Source organism: Klebsiella sp. Q2, from assembly GCF_009900705.1.
Classification (GTDB): Bacteria; Pseudomonadota; Gammaproteobacteria; order Enterobacterales; family Enterobacteriaceae; genus Klebsiella; species Klebsiella quasipneumoniae.
Map to the genome: position 1 here is coordinate 979,834 of NZ_JAAABE010000001.1, position 20,721 is coordinate 1,000,554.

Below are 20,721 nucleotides of genomic sequence, written 5' to 3' on the forward strand. Positions count from 1 at the left end.
CAAACTATGTCATTGATTCGTCCAGCACTTGTGCTATTTATTCTGTTAACCCTGCTCACCGGCGGCGTTTATCCTCTGCTGACCACCAGCCTGGGGCAGTGGTGGTTTAACTCACAGGCCAACGGCTCGCTGATCCGCATGAACGGCGAGGTGCGCGGCTCGGCGCTGATTGGCCAGAACTTTACCGCCGCAGGCTATTTCCAGGGGCGCCCGTCAGCCACCGCGGAGACAGCGGATAACCCGATGGCCTCTGGCGGCAGCAACCTCGCCGCCAGCAACCCGGCGCTGGATAAGGCGGTGAGCGAGCGGGTGCAGGCCCTGCGCGCCGCAAACCCGGATGCCGACCCGCGTGTGCCGGTCGAACTGGTCACCACCTCGGCGAGCGGTCTCGATAACAACCTGACCCCGGCCGCCGCGCTGTGGCAGGCGCCGCGGGTGGCCAAAGCGCGCCAGCTGAGCGTCGACCAGGTGACCGCGCTGGTTAACCAGGCCACACAAAAGCCGCTGCTGAGCTTCCTTGGCCAGCCGGTGGTCAATATACTGCAACTCAATATGGCGCTGGATGCCCTGAAGGATAAGTAAATGAGTGACGAGCCGCTGCGTCCGGACCCTGACCGCCTGCTGCAGCACACCGCCGCCCCGCATCGCGGCAAACTAAAAGTGTTCTTCGGCGCCTGCGCCGGGGTGGGGAAAACCTGGGCGATGCTGGCGGAAGCGCAGCGGCTCCGGGCGCAGGGGCTGGATATTCTGATTGGCGTGGCGGAGACCCACGGCCGGAAAGAGACCGCCGCGATGCTGCAGGGCCTGAGCAGCCTGCCGCCGCGGCGGCTCGCCCACCGCGGGCGCTACGTGTATGAGTTCGATCTCGACGCCGCCCTCGCCCGCCGTCCGGCGCTGATTCTGGTGGATGAGCTGGCGCACAGTAATGCCCCCGGCTCCCGCCATCCGAAGCGCTGGCAGGATGTGGACGAACTGCTGGAGGCCGGGATTGACGTCTTCACCACCGTTAACGTCCAGCATCTGGAAAGTCTGAATGACGTCGTCAGCGGGATCACCGGCGTGCAGGTGCGAGAGACCGTCCCCGATCCCTTCTTTGACGCCGCGGACGACGTGGTGCTGGTGGACCTTCCCCCTGACGATCTGCGCCAGCGGCTCAATGAGGGCAAAGTCTATATCGGCGGCCAGGCCGAGCGCGCTATCGAGAACTTTTTCCGCAAAGGGAATCTGATTGCGCTGCGCGAACTGGCTCTGCGCCGCACCGCCGATCGCGTCGATGAGCAGATGCGCGCCTGGCGCGACCGCCAGGGCCAGGAGAAAGTCTGGCACACCCGCGACGCGATCCTGCTCTGTATCGGGCACAACACCGGCAGCGAAAAGCTGGTGCGTACCGCCGCCCGCCTCGCCGCCCGTCTGGGCAGCGTCTGGCATGCGGTGTATGTCGAAACGCCTTCCCTGCACCGCCTGCCGGAGTCCCGGCGGCGGGCCATCCTCGCCGCGCTGCGTCTGGCCCAGGAGCTGGGCGCCGAAACCGCCACCCTCTCCGACCCGTCGGAAGAGAAAGCGGTCCTCCATTACGCCCGCGAACACAACCTTGGGAAAATTGTCATCGGCCGCCAGAGCAAGCGCCGCTGGTGGGATCGCAGCGGCTTCGCCGATCGTTTGGCTCGCCACGCGCCGGACCTCGATCTGGTGGTCATCGCTCTGGATGAAAAGCCCTTCCCCCTTCAGGCGCGCGCCAGCGACAGCCGTCCGGCGCTGGAGAAATGGCGGCTACAGCTGCAGGGCTGCGCGGTGGCGGTGGCGCTGTGCGCCATCATTACCCTGGTGGCCATGCAGTGGCTGATGGCCTTCGAAGCCGCCAACCTGGTGATGCTCTATCTGTTAGGAGTGGTGATCATCGCTCTGCTCTACGGCCGCTGGCCGTCGGTCCTGGCGACGGTGATTAACGTTATCAGCTTCGATCTCTTTTTTGTCGCCCCGCGCGGCACGCTGGCGGTGTCCGATGTCCAGTATCTGCTCACCTTCGGCGTGATGCTCACCGTGGGCCTGCTTATCGGTAACCTCACCGCCGGCGTGCGCTACCAGGCGCGGGTGGCGCGCTACCGCGAGCGGCGTACCCGCCATCTGTATGAGATGTCCAAAGCGCTGGCGGTGGGTCGTAGCCAGCAGGATATCGCCACCACCAGCGAGCGGTTTATCGCCTCCACCTTTCAGGCCCGCAGCCAGCTGCTGCTGCCGGACGCCCAGGGGAAACTGCTGCCCTTAACCCACCAGCCCGGGCTGACGCCGTGGGATGACGCCATCGCCCGCTGGAGCTTTGATAAGGGTCAACCCGCCGGCGCCGGCACCGATACCCTGCCCGGCGTGCCGTATCAGATCCTGCCCCTGAAGAGCGCCGCCCGCACCTGGGGCCTGCTGGTGGTGGAGCCGGCGAATCTGCGTCAGCTGATGATCCCGGAGCAGCAGCGGCTGCTGGAGACCTTCACCCTGTTGGTGGCCAGCGCCCTGGAGCGTCTCACCCTGACCGCCAGCGAAGAGCAGGCCCGACTGACCAGCGAGCGCGAAAGCCTGCGTAACTCGCTGCTCGCCGCCCTGTCGCACGATCTGCGTACCCCGCTGACCGTGCTGTTTGGCCAGGCGGAAATCCTGACCCTCGATCTGGCCAGCGAGGGCTCGAAGCATGCCCCGCAGGCCAACGAAATCCGCCAGCATGTGCTCAACACCACCCGGCTGGTGAACAACCTGCTGGATATGGCGCGGATCCAGTCCGGCGGCTTTAATCTGCACAAGGAGTGGCTGACGCTGGAGGAGGTGGTCGGCAGCGCGCTGCGCATGCTCGAACCGAGCCTCGGCGGCCAGCACGTTCAACTGGATTTACCCGATCCGCTGCAGCTGGTGCATGTTGACGGGCCGCTGTTCGAGCGGGTGCTGATTAATCTGCTGGAGAATGCCCATAAGTATGCCGGCGCCCGGGCGGACATCGGTATTCGCGCCGAAGCGGACGCCCGGCAGCTGTCGCTGGAAGTATGGGATAATGGTCCAGGGATCCCGGCGGGCCAGGAACAGGCTATCTTTGATAAATTCGCCCGCGGCAACAAAGAATCGGCGATCCCCGGCGTCGGGCTGGGCCTTGCCATCTGTCAGGCCATCGTCGACGTCCACGGCGGGACCATCTCCGCCAGCAACCGGCCAGAGGGCGGCGCCTCATTCCGTGTTACACTGCCGGGAGAAACGCCCCCTGAACTGGAAGAGCTATCTGAGGAATTGTGATTAACGTTCTGATTATCGAAGACGAACACGCTATCCGTCGCTTTCTGCGCACCGCGCTGGAAGCCGACGGCATGCGCGTATTTGAAGCGGAAACCCTGCAGCGCGGGCTGATCGAAGCCGCCACCCGTAAGCCCGACCTCGCGATCCTCGATCTCGGCCTGCCGGATGGTGACGGCATTGATTTTATTCGCGACCTGCGCCAGTGGAGTCAGATGCCGATTATCGTCCTGTCAGCGCGTAGCGAAGAGCATGACAAAATTGCCGCCCTGGATGCCGGCGCCGATGACTACTTAAGTAAACCCTTTGGCATCGGCGAGCTGCAGGCCCGCCTGCGCGTCGCGCTGCGTCGCCACGGCGCGGCGCAGGCCGACGAGCCGGTGGTGCGCTTCGCCGACCTGGAGGTCAATATCCCCGCCCGCCGCATCCTGCGCGGCAGCGAAGAGATCCACCTGACGCCCATCGAGTTTCGCCTGCTGGCGGCGCTATTGAATAATCCCGGCAAAGTGCTTACCCAGCGCCAGCTGCTGAATCAAGTGTGGGGCCCTAACGCCGTGGAGCACAGCCATTATCTGCGGATCTATATGGGTCACCTGCGGCAAAAGCTGGAGGCCGATCCGGCGCGCCCTCAGCATCTGCTGACCGAAACCGGGATTGGCTATCGCTTTATGCCCTGAGCCCCGCCTCTGCAGTACCAGAGGCTGGTGATCTTCAGCCCTTCAGAGAGCAGCAGGAAGCCTGCCAGGATCGCTAAATGCCTGACGCCGGCGGCCTGAATCAGCCACAGACCCAAAGAAAGCGAAGGCTGCATAAACACCAGCCTGAGCGGCGCCTGCCCCCAGGCCAGCCACAGCCCATAGCGGCTCTGACGGAAAAAGAGGATCATCGACAACGGGATGCTGATAATCAGCAGCACATTTAGCGGATAGAGCCAGACCGCCGCAGAGCCCCAGGTGTGCAGCAGCTGGAGATAAGCCAGCAGGTCGTCGTAAAAAGGGAGTCGGCGGTGGGCAATATTCCACCATAAGAATTGCAGGACGAAAAAGAGATCCATCCACGCCCAGAACAAAAACAGGGACTTCCGTTGTATTTTCATCGCTATCCTTGCGAAAAAAATCAGGCCCGCAAGGGGCCTGATGATCGTGCGCCGTTAAGCGTTCTTCAGCACTTCACTGACAATCTCTACCGCTTCTTTTTCAATCAGCTTGCGATGTTCTTCGCCGAGGAAGCTTTCGCAGTAGATCTTGTAGGCGTCTTCGGTGCCTGACGGGCGTGCCGCAAACCAGCCGTTGTCGGTCATCACTTTCAGGCCGCCAATCGCCGCCCCGTTGCCCGGCGCCGCGGTCAGACGAGCGGTGATTGGATCCCCCGCCAGGGTGTCAGCGCTGACCATTTCCGGCGACAGCTTAGACAGCGCCGCTTTCTGCGCGGAGGTCGCGGAAGCCTGCAGACGGTTGTAGCTCGGCGCGCCGAAGCGTTCCGCCAGCTCGTTATAGTGCTCCTGCGGGTTTTTCCCGGTCACTGCGGTGATTTCCGCCGCCAGCAGGCACATGATGATGCCGTCTTTATCGGTGGACCACGGCGTGCCGTCGAAGCGCAGGAAGGAGGCCCCGGCGCTCTCTTCGCCGCCGAAGCCGAAGCTGCCGTCGAACAGGCCGTCAACGAACCACTTAAAGCCCACCGGCACTTCCACCAGCTTGCGGCCCAGATCGTTCACCACGCGGTCAATCATCGCCGAGGAGACCAGGGTTTTACCGACCGCCACCTCTTTGCCCCACTGCGGACGATGCTGGAACAGGTAGTTAATCGCCACCGCCAGGTAGTGGTTCGGATTCATCAGCCCGGCAGGGGTGACAATCCCGTGACGGTCGTAATCCGGGTCGTTGGCAAATGCCAGATCGAACTTATCGCGCAGCGCCAGCAGGCCCGCCATCGCACATTCCGAGGAGCAGTCCATGCGGATGGCGCCGTCTTTATCGAGGTGCATAAAGCGGAAGGTCTGGTCCACCTGGTCGTTCACAATGGTCAGATTGAGCTTGTAGTGCTCGCCAATGCGCTTCCAGTATTCGATACCGGAACCGCCCAGCGGATCGACGCCCAGCGTCAGGCCCGCTTTCTGGATCGCCGCCATGTCGACGATGTCCGCCAGGCCTTCAATGAACGGCTGCACCAGATCCTGCTCTTTGACGTGGCCGGAAGCCAGCGCCGCGTCCAGAGAAATGCGTTTCACACCCTGCAGGCCAGCGGCCAGCAGTTCGTTGGCACGGTTTTCCACCACTTTGGTGACGTTGGTATCAGCCGGACCGCCGTTTGGCGGGTTGTACTTGATACCGCCATCTTCCGGCGGGTTGTGTGACGGGGTGATCACAATGCCGTCCGCCAGCGGACCGCCTTTTTTGTTATGCACCAGAATCGCGTTGGAGACCGCCGGCGTCGGGGTGAAGCCGTTGTTTTCCTGAACGATAACGTCAACGCCGTTGGCGGTTAACACTTCCAGCACCGAAATAAACGCCGGCTCGGACAGGGCGTGGGTATCTTTACCGACATAGCACGGACCGGTGATCCCGTTCTTCGCACGATCTTCCGCAATAGCCTGGGCGATGGCCAGGATATGCGGTTCGTTGAAGTTGTGACGCGCCGCGCTGCCGCGATGGCCGGAGGTGCCGAATTTGACCGCATGCTCCGCATTACCGACTTCAGGCTTCAGCACGTAGTACTGAGCAGTCAGTTGGGCGACGTTAATCAAATCACTCTGTTGCGCAGGCTGCCCCGCACGTTTATCGATTGCCATTGCCTGATCCTTCTGGTGCAAATGTTAAAAAGCTAGATCGTGCCGCAAACCTTTTCAATCAGCTCCGCAGGGAACTGCATCGACTGCATGATGTGCTCAATCATGCTGCATTTACGGCCGGTATTGGTATTGGTGATCACCCACCACGGTGTACCAGGAACCTGTTTCGGTTTGGTCTGATTACCGCTTTTCAGCAGCGTACGCGCATCTTCCGCGAAGTAAACGCGCGTGCGGCCGTGCAGAGACTCAGTGGCCTCGGCAAATGCTTTACTGTCCAGGGAATAGAGGGTGGTCAACACCAGCATAAAACGGTTCACCGCGCGCTTCTGCTCGGCGTATTCATCAGATAACAGCATCTCGCGCATGGCGCGGACTTTATCTTTCACCGGGTTAGCGGGTTTCACCTCAGCGGCAGGCGTGGGCGCCAGCGTCGGCGCGGCTTTGCTGACCGGTGTAGCCGGTTGGGAAACGGCGGAAAATTTCAGCATACGCCGTAAAATGTCGGATGCGCTCTCGCCGATATGCAGAGTGTGGCTGGCAATATAGCGGTAGAGTTCATCATCAACTTCAATTGTTTTCATCTTAATCCAGTGCGATATCTTTTCTGAATACAAATCGTTGGGATTATAAGTACAAATCCCAACCGCGGATAGCGTCAAACCAGGATGGCGGTAAAACTCAGAAAACTTCTGGGTCTTGCAGCCGGATGGCAGAATGTCCAACATAATACCCTAACCCGACGGAGCGAAAAAAAGAACTTTGCCATGAAATTAAATAGCCGAGCGCAATCTGCACAGAATCCGCACAACCACTCCCCGATCGTGCTGGTCCATGGTCTGTTTGGCAGCCAGGACAACCTGGGCATCCTCGCCCGCGACCTGATCGCCGACCACGATATTCTGCAGGTCGATATGCGCAACCACGGTTTGTCGCCGCGGTCGCCAGAGATGACCTACCCCGCGATGGCGCAGGATCTGCTCGACACGCTCGACGCGCATCAGATTGAACGGGCCACCTTTATCGGCCATTCGATGGGCGGCAAAGCGGTGATGGCGTTGACCGCCCTGGCCCCGGAGCGCATCAGCGGTCTGGTGGCTATTGATATCGCGCCGGTGGATTATCACGTTCGCCGCCATGATGAGATCTTCGCCGCTATTCGCGCCGTCAGCGTATCCGCCGCCAGCACTCGCCAGCAGGCGGCGCAGGTGATGCGCGAGCATCTGCAGGAAGAGGGCGTGATTCAGTTCCTGCTGAAATCTTTCGTCGACGGCGACTGGCGCTTCAACGTCCCGGTGCTGTGGGACCAGTACCCGCATATCGTCGGCTGGGAAACCATCCCGGCCTGGCCGCACCCAACGCAGTTTATTCCCGGCGGCAACTCCCCCTATGTGACCGACGCCTACCGCGACGCGCTGCTGGCCCAGTTCCCGCAGGCTCGGGCCCACGTCATCGCCGGCGCCGGACATTGGGTCCATGCCGAGAAACCCGAGGCGGTGTTGCGCGCGATCCGCCGCTATCTGACGAGCATAGCCGCCTGATTGGCTAAAATATGCCCGACCGCGCCGCAGAATGCCCGCGGTCGTTGGCGCAGCCGTTCGCCTGATGTATGATGGCGCGCTATCTGCGCCGGCTAGAGCCCGGCAGCTTGTTTCCCCGAAGTCACTCAGAATCATGGCAAAAGAACAAACGGACCGTACGACATTAGATTTGTTCGCAAACGAGCGTCGCCCGGGAAGACCGAAGACCAATCCGCTGTCGCGCGATGAACAACTGCGCATCAACAAACGTAATCAGCTGAAACGCGATAAAGTGCGCGGGCTGAAGCGCGTGGAGCTAAAGCTCAACGCCGACGCGGTCGATGCGCTTAACGAACTGGCGGAAGCGCGTAATATGAGCCGCAGCGATCTCATTGAAGAGATGCTGATGACGCAATTAACCGCCCTGCGCAGCCAGGGAAAACTCTAACTTTCCGCGAAAAATCCGCATTCATGTAGCAGAGTGTGCAGTCGGGCGTGATTGCTGTTTCCGCGCCCTTGCCTGTTCTGCTATGATTGCCGTTATCTGTGGGCATCGCGTCCCTACCACATCATTTAAGTTTCAAGAGGTTATTTTACTCATGGCAATCATCGGCATCTTTTTTGGCAGCGACACCGGCAACACCGAAAATATTGCAAAAATGATTCAAAAGCAGCTTGGTAAAGATGTTGCTGATGTTCACGACATTGCCAAAAGCAGCAAAGAAGATCTGGAAGCCCACGACATCCTGCTGCTCGGCATCCCGACCTGGTACTACGGTGAAGCGCAGTGTGACTGGGACGACTTCTTCCCGACGCTGGAAGAGATCGACTTTAACGGCAAACTGGTGGCGCTGTTCGGCTGCGGCGACCAGGAAGACTACGCCGAGTACTTCTGCGATGCGCTGGGCACCATCCGCGACATCATTGAGCCGCGCGGCGCGACCATCGTTGGCCACTGGCCGACTGCCGGCTATCACTTCGAGGCCTCTAAAGGCCTGGCGGATGACGACCACTTCGTCGGCCTCGCCATTGATGAAGACCGCCAGCCGGAGCTGACCAACGAGCGCGTTGAGAAGTGGGTGAAGCAGGTGGCCGAAGAGCTGCACCTCGAAGAAATCAAAAACGCCTGATGATTAAGCGGCGCAATCATTGAGTTGCGTCGCATTAATAGACAAAAGCAATCAAACTAATAGCTACAAGTTTTTAACTTTTAATCACATATCTGTACAATGTCCTCTGATTCTACGAGGCACGTGACGCAGTTTGTAGCTGGTGCCTCGTTTTTGACAGCAAACCAGGCCCGATGCTTGCAGTTTTCATTTACCAGTGGCAGTTCTATAATGAGACGCATTACGTCGGGTTAATTTCTGTATGACTTCCGTTGAAGGAAGTAGATCGTTTAGCAACAGGACAGATTCCGCATGACTGACAACAATACCGCATTAAAGAAGGCTGGCCTGAAAGTCACACTTCCTCGACTGAAAATCCTTGAAGTGCTGCAGGAACCGGATAACCATCATGTCAGTGCGGAAGACTTATATAAACGCCTGATCGACATGGGCGAAGAGATTGGTCTGGCGACCGTTTACCGCGTCCTCAACCAGTTTGATGACGCCGGTATCGTGACTCGTCATAATTTTGAAGGCGGTAAATCCGTTTTCGAACTGACTCAGCAGCATCACCACGATCACCTGATCTGCCTCGACTGCGGCAAAGTGATCGAATTCAGTGATGACTCTATCGAAGCGCGCCAGCGTGAAATCGCTTCCCGTCACGGCATCCGCCTGACCAACCACAGTCTGTATCTGTACGGCCACTGTGCGGAAGGTGATTGCCGCGAGGACGAACACGCCCACGACGCGGTGGAAAAGTAATTCCCCGCTTCGCCTGCTCTGAAAAGCCAACCTGCCGGTTGGCTTTTTTATGGGCGCTTCTGCCGCGCACCCCGCTCACGTCCCGGCGGCGACCCTCGCGAGTCCCCGCTTTGTCCGGAGAGTTGATATGGAACTTCGCCAGCTACGCTATTTTGCGCGCATTGTTGAAACCGGCAACATGGGCCGCGCCGCGCTCGATCTGAATATCGGCGTCTCGGCGCTCAGCCAGCAGATCGCGCGTCTGGAAAATGAGCTGGCCATTCGCCTCCTGCAGCGGACCTCCCGCGGCGTGACGCCCACCAGCGCGGGCCTTGCTTTCTACTCACAGGCGCAGCTGGCGCTGCGTCATGCCGATGATGCCATCCTCGCCGCCCGCGAGGCGCGGCTGTCGGGCCACGTCAGCGTCGGCATGGCTCCAAGCACCGCCTCCGTTCTGGGCGTTCCGTTCATCAACGCGATGCGCGAGAGCTACCCCGACGTCCGCCTGCACCTGGTGGAAAGCCTCTCCGGGAATCTGGAGCGGATGATCAACACCCGCCAGCTGGATTTAGCCATCGTCTTCCAGCAGGAGAAGATCCTGCGCTGGAGCGCCAGACCGGTGCTCGAAGAGCGCCTGTTCCTGATTGGCACCCATGCGCTGTTGGCCTCGCTGCCGGATGATCCTGTATCCCCTGACCAGCTCACCACCCTGCCGCTGATTATGCCAAGCCAGGGCCACGGCCTGCGCGGCAGGCTGGAGACGGTTTGCCAGCAGCACAACCTCAGCGTTGAGGTGGTGGCGGACATTGACGGTCTGGCCCTGCTGATGCAGGCCGTGCGCAGCGGGCTGGGCGCCACCCTGCAGCCCGGGGCCGCCATTTCCCATCTCGACCATCAGGCGCTGAGGGTGATCGGCATCGCTAATCCGGTCCTCAGCCGCCCCAACTTTCTGGTCAGCCTGTCGGATGATGAGCTCACTCCGGCTGGCCTTGCAGCACGGGTAATACTGAGCAAAGTCATGCGCCAGCTGGTGGAGTCCGATCGCTGGCCAGGCGCTACCCTTTACGTTAACTAAACCCCTCTTTAGCGCTACGCCATAGCGCCCTGCCGCCGTTACCGCCTACATTCCCATTACAAATTTAACAATTAATTAAATTACAAGGGAACCGATGATGGTGGATGTACTGGTCATTGGCGGCGGCAATGCCGCGCTATGCGCCGCCTTAACCGCCCGGGAAGCCGGCGCCTCGGTGCTGCTGCTGGAGGCGGCGCCGCGGGAGTGGCGAGGCGGCAACTCGCAGCACACGCGTAACCTGCGCTGTATGCACGATGCGCCACAGGACGTGCTGGTCGACAGCTACCCGGAAGAGGAGTACTGGCAGGATCTGCTGCGCGTCACCGAAGGGAACACCAACGAAGCGCTGGCCCGGCTGGTGATCCGCACCTCATCCCAGTGCCGGGACTGGATGCGCCAGCACGGGGTTAACTTTCAGCCGCCGCTCTCCGGCGCCCTGCACGTGGCCCGCACCAACGCCTTTTTTATGGGCGGCGGCAAAGCGCTGGTCAATGCCTATTACCGCAGCGCAGAGCAGATGGGGGTGCAGATCCGCTACAACACGCCGGTGCAGGCCCTGGAGCTGCGCACCGGTGAATTTGTCGCCGCGCTGGCGGGCGAGGAACGGATTGTCGCGAAAAGCTGCGTTCTCGCCGCCGGCGGATTTGAATCCAACCGCGAGTGGCTGCGCGAGGCCTGGGGGCAAAATGACCGCGGCGAATGGCCCGCCGATAACTTTCTCATCCGCGGCACGCGCTTCAACCAGGGGGTGCTGCTCAAGTTTATGATCGACGCTGGGGCCGATATCATCGGCGATCCTTCTCAGTCCCACTGCGTCGCCATTGACGCCCGGGCGCCGCTCTATGACGGCGGGATCTGCACCCGCGTCGACTGCGTTTCGCTGGGGGTGGTGGTCAACCGCGATGCCGTGCGCTTTTATGATGAAGGGGAAGATTTCTGGCCTAAACGCTACGCCATCTGGGGCCGACTGGTCGCCCACCAGCCCGGACAGATCGGCTACTCGATCATCGACAGCAAAGCCATCGGCCACTTTATGCCCCCGGTCTTTCCCGGCGCTCAGGCCAATACCATCGCGGAACTGGCCCGCCAGCTGGGGCTTGACGGCGAACGTTTAGCGCAAACCATCGCCGACTATAATGCCGCCTGCGCGCCGGGCCAGTTCGATCACACCCGCCTGGATAACTGCGCGACCTCTGGCCTCACCCCGGCGAAAACTCACTGGGCGCGCCCCATCGATACGCCGCCTTACTACGGCTACGCCCTGCGTCCGGGGATCACCTTCACCTACCTCGGGCTATACGTCGACGACACCGCCGCCGTCCATTTCGCCGGTCAACCCAGCCGTAATCTGTTCGTCGCCGGGGAAATGATGGCTGGCAACGTGCTGGGCAAGGGCTACACCGCCGGCGTTGGGATGTCGATCGGCACCACCTTCGGCCGTATCGCCGGCCAGCAAGCCGCCCGGGCGGCGCAGCAGGAGAAACACCATGAAGTCGCTTGAAAAGCTGATCATTGACGCGCAGATCATCACCGAACCGGAAGCGGAAGTCGAACGGGTGATGCAGGTGTGTAACGCCTGCCGCTACTGCGAAGGGTTTTGCGCCGTCTTCCCGGCGATGACCCAGCGCCTGGCCTTTGGCAAGGCGGATATCAACTATCTGGCTAACCTGTGCCATAACTGCGGCGCTTGCCTGCACGCCTGCCAGTACGCACCACCGCACGAGTTTGCCATTAACGTGCCGAAGGCGATGGCCGAAGTCCGGCTCGAGACCTATCAACACTACGCCCAGCCCGCCGCCTTTGGCAGCCTGTACCGCCGGGCCGGCATGACCACCGTGCTGGCGCTGGTCGGCGGCCTGATTATCTTTCTGCTGCTGGCGATGGGGCTCAAAGGCTCGCTGCTTCATCCGCCGCTGGCAGGCGACTTCTACCAGATATTCCCCCATAACCTGCTGGCGTGGATGTTTGGCTCGGTCTTGGTGCTGGCGATTGGCTTACTGATGACCGGGGTGATCCGCTTCTGGCGCGAGATCTCCCCTGGCCAGCCGCAACCGATTGATATCGCGAAGGCATCCCATGACGCGCTGACGCTGAAATATCTCGACGGCGGGCACGGGAAAGGCTGCAACGAAGCCGATGACGCCTTCACCCTGCTGCGCCGCCGATTCCACCACTGCACCTTCTACGGTTTTATGCTCTGCTTCGCCGCCACCGTGGTGGCCACGGGCTATCACTATATCGCCGGCCGGGAAGCCCCCTACCCGTTCTTCAGCCTGCCGGTGCTGCTCGGCACCCTCGGCGGCATCGGCCTGCTGGTCGGCCCGGCGGGCCTGCTGTGGCTGAACCTGCGCCGCTCGCCGCTGCACGGCGACGCGCGGCAGAAGCCGATGGATCGCGGATTTATTCTGCTGCTGCTGCTGACCAGCTTCACTGGCCTGGCGCTGCTGGCGGGGCGGGATACCTCGTGGATGGGCATCCTGCTCGCCATCCACCTCGGGGTGGTGATGGCCCTGTTCTTAACCCTGCCGTATGGAAAATTTGCCCACGGATTTTATCGCTGTGCGGCGTTACTCAAGTGGGCGATTGAGAAACGCCGCGGAAAACAGGTGGGCGTCGCCGGCGACTGACCTACCCCCTCTGCACCCGATAACAACAAGATAAAGACAATGGAGAGCACCCCCTATGACCCAACAACCCACCCGCGCCGGCACCGTCGGCGCTATCCTCCGCGTGACCAGCGGTAATTTTCTCGAACAGTTCGACTTCTTCCTGTTTGGCTTTTACGCCACCTATATCGCCCGCACCTTCTTTCCGGCGGAGAGCGAGTTCGCGGCGCTGATGCTCACCTTTGCGGTATTTGGCTCGGGCTTCCTGATGCGTCCCATCGGCGCGGTGGTGCTCGGCGCCTATATCGACAGAATCGGTCGCCGCAAAGGGCTGATGGTCACCCTGGCGATCATGGGCTGCGGGACGCTACTCATCGCCCTGGTCCCTGGCTATCAGACTATCGGTGTGCTGGCGCCGATCCTCGTATTAGTGGGCCGTCTGCTGCAGGGGTTCTCGGCGGGCGTCGAGCTTGGCGGAGTGTCGGTCTATCTCTCTGAAATCGCCACGCCGGGCAATAAAGGCTTCTATACCAGCTGGCAGTCCGCCAGCCAGCAGGTGGCTATCATCATGGCGGCGCTGATCGGCTATGCGCTGAACGCCACGCTGGAACATGAGGAGATCGCCGCCTGGGGCTGGCGCATCCCCTTCTTTATTGGCTGCCTGATCATTCCGCTGATTTTCGTGCTGCGCCGCTCACTGCAGGAAACCGAGGAATTCCTGCAGCGTAAACATCGCCCGGATACCAAAGAGATCCTGACCACCATCGCCAGGAACTGGCGCATTATTACCGCGGGGACCCTGCTGGTGGCGATGACCACCACCACGTTTTACTTTATTACCGTCTATACACCAACCTACGGCAGAGCGGTGTTGCACCTCAGCGCCCGCGACAGCCTGCTGGTAACCATGCTGGTGGGCATCTCCAACTTTATCTGGTTGCCGATTGGCGGAGCCATCTCTGACCGGATCGGTCGTCGCCCGGTGCTGATGGGAATTACCGTGCTGGCGCTGCTCACCACCTGGCCGGTGATGCACTGGCTCACCGCCGCGCCGGATTTCACCCGCATGACGCTGGTCCTGCTGTGGTTCTCGTTCTTCTTTGGCATGTATAACGGCGCGATGGTGGCGGCGCTCACCGAAGTGATGCCGGTTTACGTCCGCACCGTGGGCTTTTCGCTGGCCTTCAGCCTCGCCACCGCCATCTTCGGCGGCCTGACGCCGGCTATCTCCACTGCCCTGGTCGAGCTTACCGGCGATAAAAGCGCGCCGGGATGGTGGCTGATGTGCGCTGCACTGTGCGGCTTCATCGCCACCGCGCTGCTGTTTGTGCGCCTGAGTCGCGGCTATCAGCCGGCGGAGAGTCAGCGCTAAAAAAGCAAACGGGCGGAGATATGCTCCGCCCGTTTGCCGCTGCCGTCTGGCTTAATGGGTCGTATTATTGCTGCGGATCTCCTTCCAGATCTGGTCGCAGCGCGCTTTCACCGCCTGATCGTTGCCGGTGCGGGTAGCCTGGATACACTGTTGGTAATCCAGCACCCGGACGCTCTCCTGGTTAGCAAACTGCTGGTGCTGTTTATCCTCTTTCAGGACATTCAGTACGCTCTGGCAGGCTTCAATCTTGTCCGGATTGCCTTCCGCCGTATTAATACAGGCACTATAGGCATCTTTCAGTTTGGTGTCTTCTTTCGGGGCCGGGGACGTGGTGCAGGCCACCAGAGCCGATGCCATCATGGCAATAAGCAGCATTTTTTTCATTGTCGTTCTCCCAGAGGTGCGGCAGGCTCATGCCCGCCGCGCAGGCATCAGAAAATGGTGAACGGGGCGATAACCATGAACTTCACGTCGCGCTCATCCTGGAAGATGTTGCCGTAGCCGCCGCTCCAGCTCGGAATATCGGAATGGTTGTCGTACTGGGTAAAGTGCAGTTTAAACAGCGTGCCCTTCGCCCGGCCTTCCTGCACGGTATACATAGCATCGAGGCTATAGGCCGACTCTTTCAGGCGATAGTCAGGGTCATAGTACGCATCCGGAGAAGCCATTTTGCCAGGCTTCGCATCCCAGGCGTACACATAAGACGCGCCAAACGCCCAGCCCGGCATATCCCAGTTTTTCATGTCATACATCGCGCCGAAGAAGACTGCTTTTTCACCGTTGGCGTTGAAGTCGGAGCGGTTATCCCACCAGATATCGAGACGACCGTTGGAGGAGGCGTAGGTCGGGGTCATACGCTGCAGGAAGTAGCCCTGCTGGCCATCGGCCTTCACCCAGGTCCCTTCCAGACGCAGATCCAGCACATCCGCTACTTTATAGCCAAAGGTTAACGCCTGCAGCCATGCGGTGCCGTCATAGATGTCGTTGACCCCGCCGTTGCTGACCTTATCGCGAGTGCCGTAGAACTGGTAGCTGGTGCTCAACGGCGCGCCGGCGACGTCAAATTTGTAGCTGGCTTTAGCAAAGTACTGATCGATATAGCCCTGAGCCTGACCAAATGCCGCCTCCAGCACCAGGTCGTTTTTGAAATCATATTTGGCGCCGATGGAGTGAAGATAATCAACTTTGGTCTTCTTATCGTTCTGGTAGAAATCATCCATTTCGATATGCCATGGCGCTTTATACTCGTTCGTCCACATGTAGGAAAAACTTAACGCGCCCGCGGTGCCATAGTCGAAGTTGGCCCCGGCTTCCGCCCCCTGATAGGTCCCCGGCATGAAGCTCCAGTGCGGCGCCAGCAGGGTCTGACCGGTTGGCTGGATGTAGCCCGCGCGCGCCCACGCCGGACCGTATTTGAATTTCGCGGCGGCTTTATACAGGCTGATGCCGCTCTTATCGCCGGAGTAGTCTTCGTCATAGGCTTTGTTGCGCGACGAGAAGGCGATTTCGTTCGGGTGGCCGCTGTCGCCGTTCTCCGCCATTTCAATCGCGGTAAACGCCGCAATATCAAGGCCAAACATATCGGCGGCATAGCCGGACTGGAAGTCCAGGTTGGCGTTCCAGGTGGAGTGGGAAAGGTTGGTTTTGTATTTGTCGCCGTCGGTCACATCTTTACGGTCACGCTCACGCTGCCAGTAATAGATACCGCCGGTTAAAGTAGAATCATCGATAAAGCCTGCTGCGCTGGCCTGCGGAATCACAACCCAGCCCGACATCGCGGTGACGGCGGCAATAGCCAGCGCCAGCGTACTACGTTTGCCACTAAACGTACGCATGTGCATATCCTCTTTGACGTTTTAAAAGGCGAAGACCAGGGGTCATTCGCTAAAAAAATAAATAAAACTGAAAAATGTGGGGCGGCGAAAAAGGCCGCGAAACCACTGTAGATAGACTATTTTTCGTGACGCGAATTATCAATGTTTTTCGTGAGGCAAAGCTTAAGATTATGACAAAGCGCACATAATTTATGTCGTTTTGTTACAGTCTTATCTCTGATGATTTTGTCATGGAAGTCATTGCTAAATAAGGGAAAAATTCGAAGACTGAAAGCGATTACATTGGTTTTTTATATGAGACAGGAAACATGAGAAGCGTTATTTATTTCCCGAGCGAAACAGAATTAATTCGCTTCGCGAAAATTAAAAGAGTAATTGGCTGATTCTGAAACAAAAAAAGCGCCGCAGAGAGCGGCGCTTTGACGGTAGGGAAAATGTTATTCGCCCGCTTTCGCCCAGGTATCGCGCAGACCGACGGTGCGGTTAAACACCAGACTGGTTGCGGTTGCATAGCGGCTGTCGAGGCAGAAGTAACCTTCACGCTCAAACTGGTAAGCTTTACCGGCTTCCGCCTGCGCCAGGCTCGGCTCCGCGTAACCCTGTTTGATCACCAGCGATTCCGGATTGATCACCGCGAGGAAATCCTCCGCTGCACCCGGGTTTGGTACGCTGAACAGGCGATCGTAGAGACGGATCTCTACCGGCAGCGCATGCGCCGCGCTCACCCAGTGGATCACGCCTTTGACCTTGCGGCCGTCAGCCGGATCTTTGCTCAGGGTGTCGGCATCGTAGGTGCAGAAGATAGTAGTGATATTGCCTTCGGCATCTTTCTCCACGCGTTCCGCTTTGATGACGTAGGCGTTGCGCAGACGTACTTCTTTGCCCAGCACCAAACGCTTGTACTGCTTGTTGGCTTCTTCACGGAAGTCCGCGCGGTCGATCCAGATTTCCGCGCTGAACGGCACTTCGCGGCTGCCCATCTCCGGCTTGTTCGGATGGTTCGGCATCGCCACCATTTCGCTTTCGCCCTGCGGGTAGTTCTCGATAACCAGTTTCACCGGATCGATCACCGCCATCGCGCGCGGCGCGTTTTCATTGAGATCTTCGCGAATGCAGGACTCCAGCGACGCCATCTCAATGGTGTTGTCCTGCTTGGTCACGCCGATACGCTTGCAGAATTCGCGGATGGATTCGGCGGTGTAGCCGCGACGACGCAGACCGGAGATGGTCGGCATCCGCGGATCGTCCCAGCCTTCCACGTGCTTCTCAGTCACCAGCTGGTTCAGCTTACGCTTGGACATCACGGTGTATTCGAGATTCAGGCGCGAGAATTCGTACTGGCGCGGGTGCACCGGGATGCTGATGTTGTCCAGCACCCAGTCGTACAGACGACGGTTGTCCTGGAACTCCAGGGTACACAGCGAGTGGGTAATGCCTTCCAGCGCATCGCTGATGCAGTGGGTGAAGTCGTACATCGGGTAGATGCACCACTTGTTGCCGGTCTGATGATGCTCAGCGAATTTAATGCGGTACAGCACCGGATCGCGCATCACGATGAACGGCGACGCCATATCGATCTTCGCGCGCAGGCAGGCCTTGCCCTCTTCGAAGCCGCCGCTGCGCATTTTTTCGAACAGCGCCAGGTTTTCTTCCACGCTGCGGTCGCGATACGGGCTGTTTTTACCCGGCGCTTTCAGGGTGCCGCGGTATTCGCGGATCTCATCAGGAGAGAGTTCATCAACGTAGGCCAGGCCTTTGTTGATCAGCTCAACCGCATACTGATGCAGCTGATCAAAGTAATCAGACGAGTAGCAAACGTCCCCGGACCAGTGGAAACCTAACCACTGCACGTCGTTTTTAATCGACTCCACGTATTCGATATCTTCTTTCACCGGGTTGGTGTCATCGAAACGCAGGTTGCATTGGCCCTGATAATCCTGGGCGATGCCGAAGTTCAGGCAGATGGATTTCGCATGGCCAATGTGCAGATAACCGTTCGGCTCCGGCGGGAAGCGGGTGTGAACGGTGGTGTGCTTACCGGTAGCCAGATCTTCATCAATGATCTGACGGATAAAGTTAGTCGGGCGGGCTTCTGCCTCACTCATCACGGGTTCCTCAAAGCGTAAACAACGTATAACGGCACATGATCTTACAAGCAGGGCGTAGTGACAACTATTAGTTACGTAAAATAGGTATCAGAAGAGGATTATGGGGCCGATTGCTGGAAAAAAAAGCGGCGAAGGTTTCCCTTCGCCGCTGAGGCATAAACTCGACTCAGGAGCCTTACTTGCCTTTAATCTCATACAGCGGCGTCTGGCCGGCTACGACCTTACCGCTCGCCAGTATCACCAGCGCGCTGTAGTCATCGCTATTGCTGCAGACTACCGGGCTAATCATCGAGCGCGCGTTGGCGTTGAGGAAGTCCAGATCCATTTCCAGAATCGGCTCGCCCGCCTTCACGTCCGTGCCCTCTTCAACCAGACGTTTGAAGCCCTTGCCTTCCAGCGCCACGGTGTCGATACCCATGTGGACGACGATTTCCGCACCGTTGTTGGTTTCGAGGCAAAACGCGTGGTTAGTGTTGAAAATTTTCACCACAGTACCCGCCGCTGGCGCGACAACGATGTTGCTGGTCGGTTTCACCGCGATACCGTCGCCGACGGCTTTGCTGGCGAAGGCTTCGTCCGGCACCTGTTCGAGCGCCACCACGTCACCGGTAATCGGCGAAACCAGCGACTCAACGGTCTTCGCGTTCGCTACCGCCTGCGGTTTAGCCGCTGGCGCTGCGGTGGCGACGTTGCCAGCCGGTGCGGTTGCCGCTGCCGCTACCGGGCCGCGGGTAACCACTTTTTTCATCTCATCGCCGATAGACTCTGCCTTCGCGCCGACGATAACCTGGATGGTTTGCTTATTCAGTTTCACCACCCCGGATGCGCCGAGACGTTTACAGGCGGCGTCGTTCACTTTCGCCGAATCGCCCACGGTCAGACGCAGACGGGTGATACAGGCGTCAATCGCTTTCAGGTTGTCCGTTCCGCCCACCGCGGCGATATAGCTGGTCGCCAGCTGGGTCAGGCCTTCTTCAGTGTTGCTGTTGGCTTCTTCCGTTACCACGTCAGCGGCTTTGTCTTCACGACCCGGTGTTTTCAGGTTGAACATGCGGATCACCGCGCTGAACAGCAGGAAGTAGACGAAGAAGAAGACCACGCCCATCACCAGCAGCATCCAGACGTTTTTGCTGGCGGCCGGCAGGCTGTACATCAGCACGTAGTCAATGGCGCCGGCGGAGAAGGAGAAGCCCGCATGAATGCCCAGCGCCGTTGCGATGAACAGACTGATACCGGTCAGTACCGCGTGCAGGAGGTACAGCAGCGGAGCCAGGAACATGAACAGGAATTCCAGCGGCTCGGTTACCCCGGTCAGGAACGCGGTGATGGCAACAGACAGCAGCATACCGCCCACCATTGGACGACGCGCTTTCGGAGCGGCCAGATACATCGCCAGCGCCGCGCCCGGCAGACCAAACATCATGATTGGGAAGAAGCCGGACATGAACATCCCCGCGGTGCCGTCGCCGGCGTAGAAGCGGTTGATGTCGCCGTGGAACACGGCGCCTGCGGCGTTAGTAAACTCACCAATCTGGAACCAGGCGATGGTGTTCAGCACCTGATGCAGGCCGGTCGGGATCAGCAGACGGTTGATAAAACCGAAGATACCGGAACCCAATGCCCCTGCGGAAACGATCCACTCGCCGCCCGCATGGATAGCGTGCTGCACCGGCGGCCAGACGTAGCCGAAGATCGCCGCGAGAATCAGACAGAAGAAGCCGGTGGCGATCGGCACGAAGCGTTTGCCGCCGAAGAAGCTCAGGAAGTCCGGCAGCTTGATGCCGGCCCAGCGGTTGTACACCGCCCCTGCTACCAGACCGGTAATGATACCGGCCAGTACGCCCATGTTAATTTCCGGATTGATGGTGACCATCGCTTTGGTCATCACGAAATAACCTACTGCCCCAGCCAGCGCCGCAGAACCGGCGTTATCTTTGGACCAGCTTGACGCCACACCGATAGCAAAGATCAGCGCCAGGTTGTCGAAGATAGCCCCACCCGCTTGCGCGATGAAGGGTACATTCAACAGGTCTGGTTGCCCGAAACGCAGCAGCAATGCTGCGACCGGCAGCACTGCGATAGGGAGCTGTAACGCCCTACCCAGCCGCTGAAAGAAACCTAAAATATTCATCTTATTCCCCCTATGAGACCCCGATGAGGCTCATTTTCAAAGCCACTTTTTTATTGTGTAACAAGGTCGGTTTTATCACTTACCGGCAAAGTGTGTGAAAAATTAATTCGTATCGCAAATTAAACGGGTATTTTTTGTGATAATTATCACCAAATATCGTATTCCC

The 20,721-nt window shown here is 59.3% G+C and carries 18 protein-coding genes and 1 pseudogene; 12 read left to right on the top strand and 7 right to left on the bottom strand.

Annotation, left to right across the window (positions count from 1 at the left end; all coding sequences use genetic code 11):
* Positions 1-6: 6 nt before the first annotated feature.
* Genes kdpC through kdpE form a run of 3 tightly spaced genes read left to right on the top strand, consistent with a single transcriptional unit; the run spans position 7 to position 3,944 of the window.
* Positions 7-582, top strand: coding sequence for a potassium-transporting ATPase subunit KdpC (kdpC, locus tag GT756_RS04865; protein WP_004885963.1), 576 nt, complete (start codon positions 7-9; stop codon positions 580-582).
* Complete coding sequence (gene kdpD, locus GT756_RS04870) at positions 583-3,270, top strand: two-component system sensor histidine kinase KdpD (RefSeq protein ID WP_048323415.1); 2,688 nt, start codon at positions 583-585, stop codon at positions 3,268-3,270.
* Positions 3,267-3,944 (top strand): two-component system response regulator KdpE, encoded by a 678-nt coding sequence (kdpE, locus tag GT756_RS04875; protein ID WP_002894776.1) that lies wholly within the window; start codon positions 3,267-3,269, stop codon positions 3,942-3,944. The genes kdpD and kdpE overlap by 4 nt, the downstream gene beginning before the upstream one ends.
* Here the strand turns inward: kdpE and GT756_RS04880 are convergent.
* From GT756_RS04880 to seqA, 3 genes are read right to left on the bottom strand one after another with little or no spacing between them, the layout of a single operon-like run.
* The gene (locus GT756_RS04880; protein ID WP_004885958.1) at positions 3,926-4,363 is read right to left on the bottom strand and encodes a hypothetical protein; all 438 of its coding nucleotides are present in this window, start codon (positions 4,361-4,363) and stop codon (positions 3,926-3,928) included. The two genes, kdpE and GT756_RS04880, sit on opposite strands and share 19 nt — an antisense overlap.
* Positions 4,364-4,417: 54 nt before the next feature.
* A complete protein-coding gene (gene pgm, locus GT756_RS04885; protein WP_002894773.1) occupies positions 4,418-6,058 on the bottom strand; it encodes a phosphoglucomutase (alpha-D-glucose-1,6-bisphosphate-dependent) in 1,641 nt (546 codons plus the stop codon).
* A gap of 32 nt (positions 6,059-6,090) precedes the next feature.
* On the bottom strand, positions 6,091-6,639 hold the full coding sequence (gene seqA / locus GT756_RS04890; protein WP_017901421.1) for a replication initiation negative regulator SeqA: 549 nt from the start codon (positions 6,637-6,639) through the stop codon (positions 6,091-6,093).
* A gap of 183 nt (positions 6,640-6,822) precedes the next feature.
* On the opposite strand from seqA, the gene ybfF reads away from it, so the two are divergent.
* From ybfF to GT756_RS04930, 8 genes are all read left to right on the top strand, one after another.
* Complete coding sequence (ybfF, locus tag GT756_RS04895; protein ID WP_160124576.1) at positions 6,823-7,596, top strand: esterase; 774 nt, start codon at positions 6,823-6,825, stop codon at positions 7,594-7,596.
* Positions 7,597-7,729: 133 nt separating this feature from the next.
* The gene (ybfE, locus tag GT756_RS04900) at positions 7,730-8,023 is read left to right on the top strand and encodes a LexA regulated protein (protein ID WP_004885954.1); all 294 of its coding nucleotides are present in this window, start codon (positions 7,730-7,732) and stop codon (positions 8,021-8,023) included.
* 151 nt (positions 8,024-8,174) lie between these two features.
* Complete coding sequence (gene fldA / locus GT756_RS04905; RefSeq protein WP_002894765.1) at positions 8,175-8,705, top strand: flavodoxin FldA; 531 nt, start codon at positions 8,175-8,177, stop codon at positions 8,703-8,705.
* Between the two features lie 291 nt (positions 8,706-8,996).
* On the top strand, positions 8,997-9,449 hold the full coding sequence (fur, locus tag GT756_RS04910) for a ferric iron uptake transcriptional regulator (RefSeq protein ID WP_004885952.1): 453 nt from the start codon (positions 8,997-8,999) through the stop codon (positions 9,447-9,449).
* A 127-nt stretch (positions 9,450-9,576) separates the two neighbouring features.
* On the top strand, positions 9,577-10,503 hold the full coding sequence (tcuR, locus tag GT756_RS04915) for a tricarballylate utilization LysR family transcriptional regulator TcuR (protein ID WP_108432903.1): 927 nt from the start codon (positions 9,577-9,579) through the stop codon (positions 10,501-10,503).
* Positions 10,504-10,600: 97 nt separating this feature from the next.
* A complete protein-coding gene (gene tcuA / locus GT756_RS04920) occupies positions 10,601-12,004 on the top strand; it encodes an FAD-dependent tricarballylate dehydrogenase TcuA (RefSeq protein WP_108432927.1) in 1,404 nt (467 codons plus the stop codon).
* On the top strand, positions 11,991-13,130 hold the full coding sequence (tcuB, locus tag GT756_RS04925) for a tricarballylate utilization 4Fe-4S protein TcuB (RefSeq protein ID WP_043521608.1): 1,140 nt from the start codon (positions 11,991-11,993) through the stop codon (positions 13,128-13,130). The genes tcuA and tcuB overlap by 14 nt, the downstream gene beginning before the upstream one ends.
* Before the next feature lie 55 nt (positions 13,131-13,185).
* Complete coding sequence (locus GT756_RS04930) at positions 13,186-14,481, top strand: MFS transporter (protein ID WP_004885943.1); 1,296 nt, start codon at positions 13,186-13,188, stop codon at positions 14,479-14,481.
* 51 nt (positions 14,482-14,532) lie between these two features.
* On the opposite strand, the gene chiQ is transcribed toward GT756_RS04930, so the two are convergent.
* The gene (gene chiQ, locus GT756_RS04935) at positions 14,533-14,865 is read right to left on the bottom strand and encodes a ChiQ/YbfN family lipoprotein (RefSeq protein WP_023288851.1); all 333 of its coding nucleotides are present in this window, start codon (positions 14,863-14,865) and stop codon (positions 14,533-14,535) included.
* Between the two features lie 47 nt (positions 14,866-14,912).
* Positions 14,913-16,316: a chitoporin gene (gene chiP / locus GT756_RS04940; protein ID WP_049003863.1), complete on the bottom strand. Its 1,404-nt coding sequence runs from the start codon at positions 16,314-16,316 to the stop codon at positions 14,913-14,915.
* A 74-nt stretch (positions 16,317-16,390) separates the two neighbouring features.
* Here chiP and GT756_RS04945 point away from each other — a divergent pair.
* Positions 16,391-16,699 (top strand): annotated as a pseudogene (locus tag GT756_RS04945) (methionine synthase).
* 54 nt (positions 16,700-16,753) lie between these two features.
* Here GT756_RS04945 and glnS read toward each other — a convergent pair.
* Both glnS and nagE read right to left on the bottom strand, forming a co-directional pair.
* A complete protein-coding gene (glnS, locus tag GT756_RS04950) occupies positions 16,754-18,421 on the bottom strand; it encodes a glutamine--tRNA ligase (RefSeq protein ID WP_004885933.1) in 1,668 nt (555 codons plus the stop codon).
* A 178-nt stretch (positions 18,422-18,599) separates the two neighbouring features.
* Complete coding sequence (gene nagE, locus GT756_RS04955) at positions 18,600-20,555, bottom strand: PTS N-acetyl glucosamine transporter subunit IIABC (RefSeq protein WP_017901426.1); 1,956 nt, start codon at positions 20,553-20,555, stop codon at positions 18,600-18,602.
* Between the last annotated feature and the right edge of the window lie 166 nt (positions 20,556-20,721).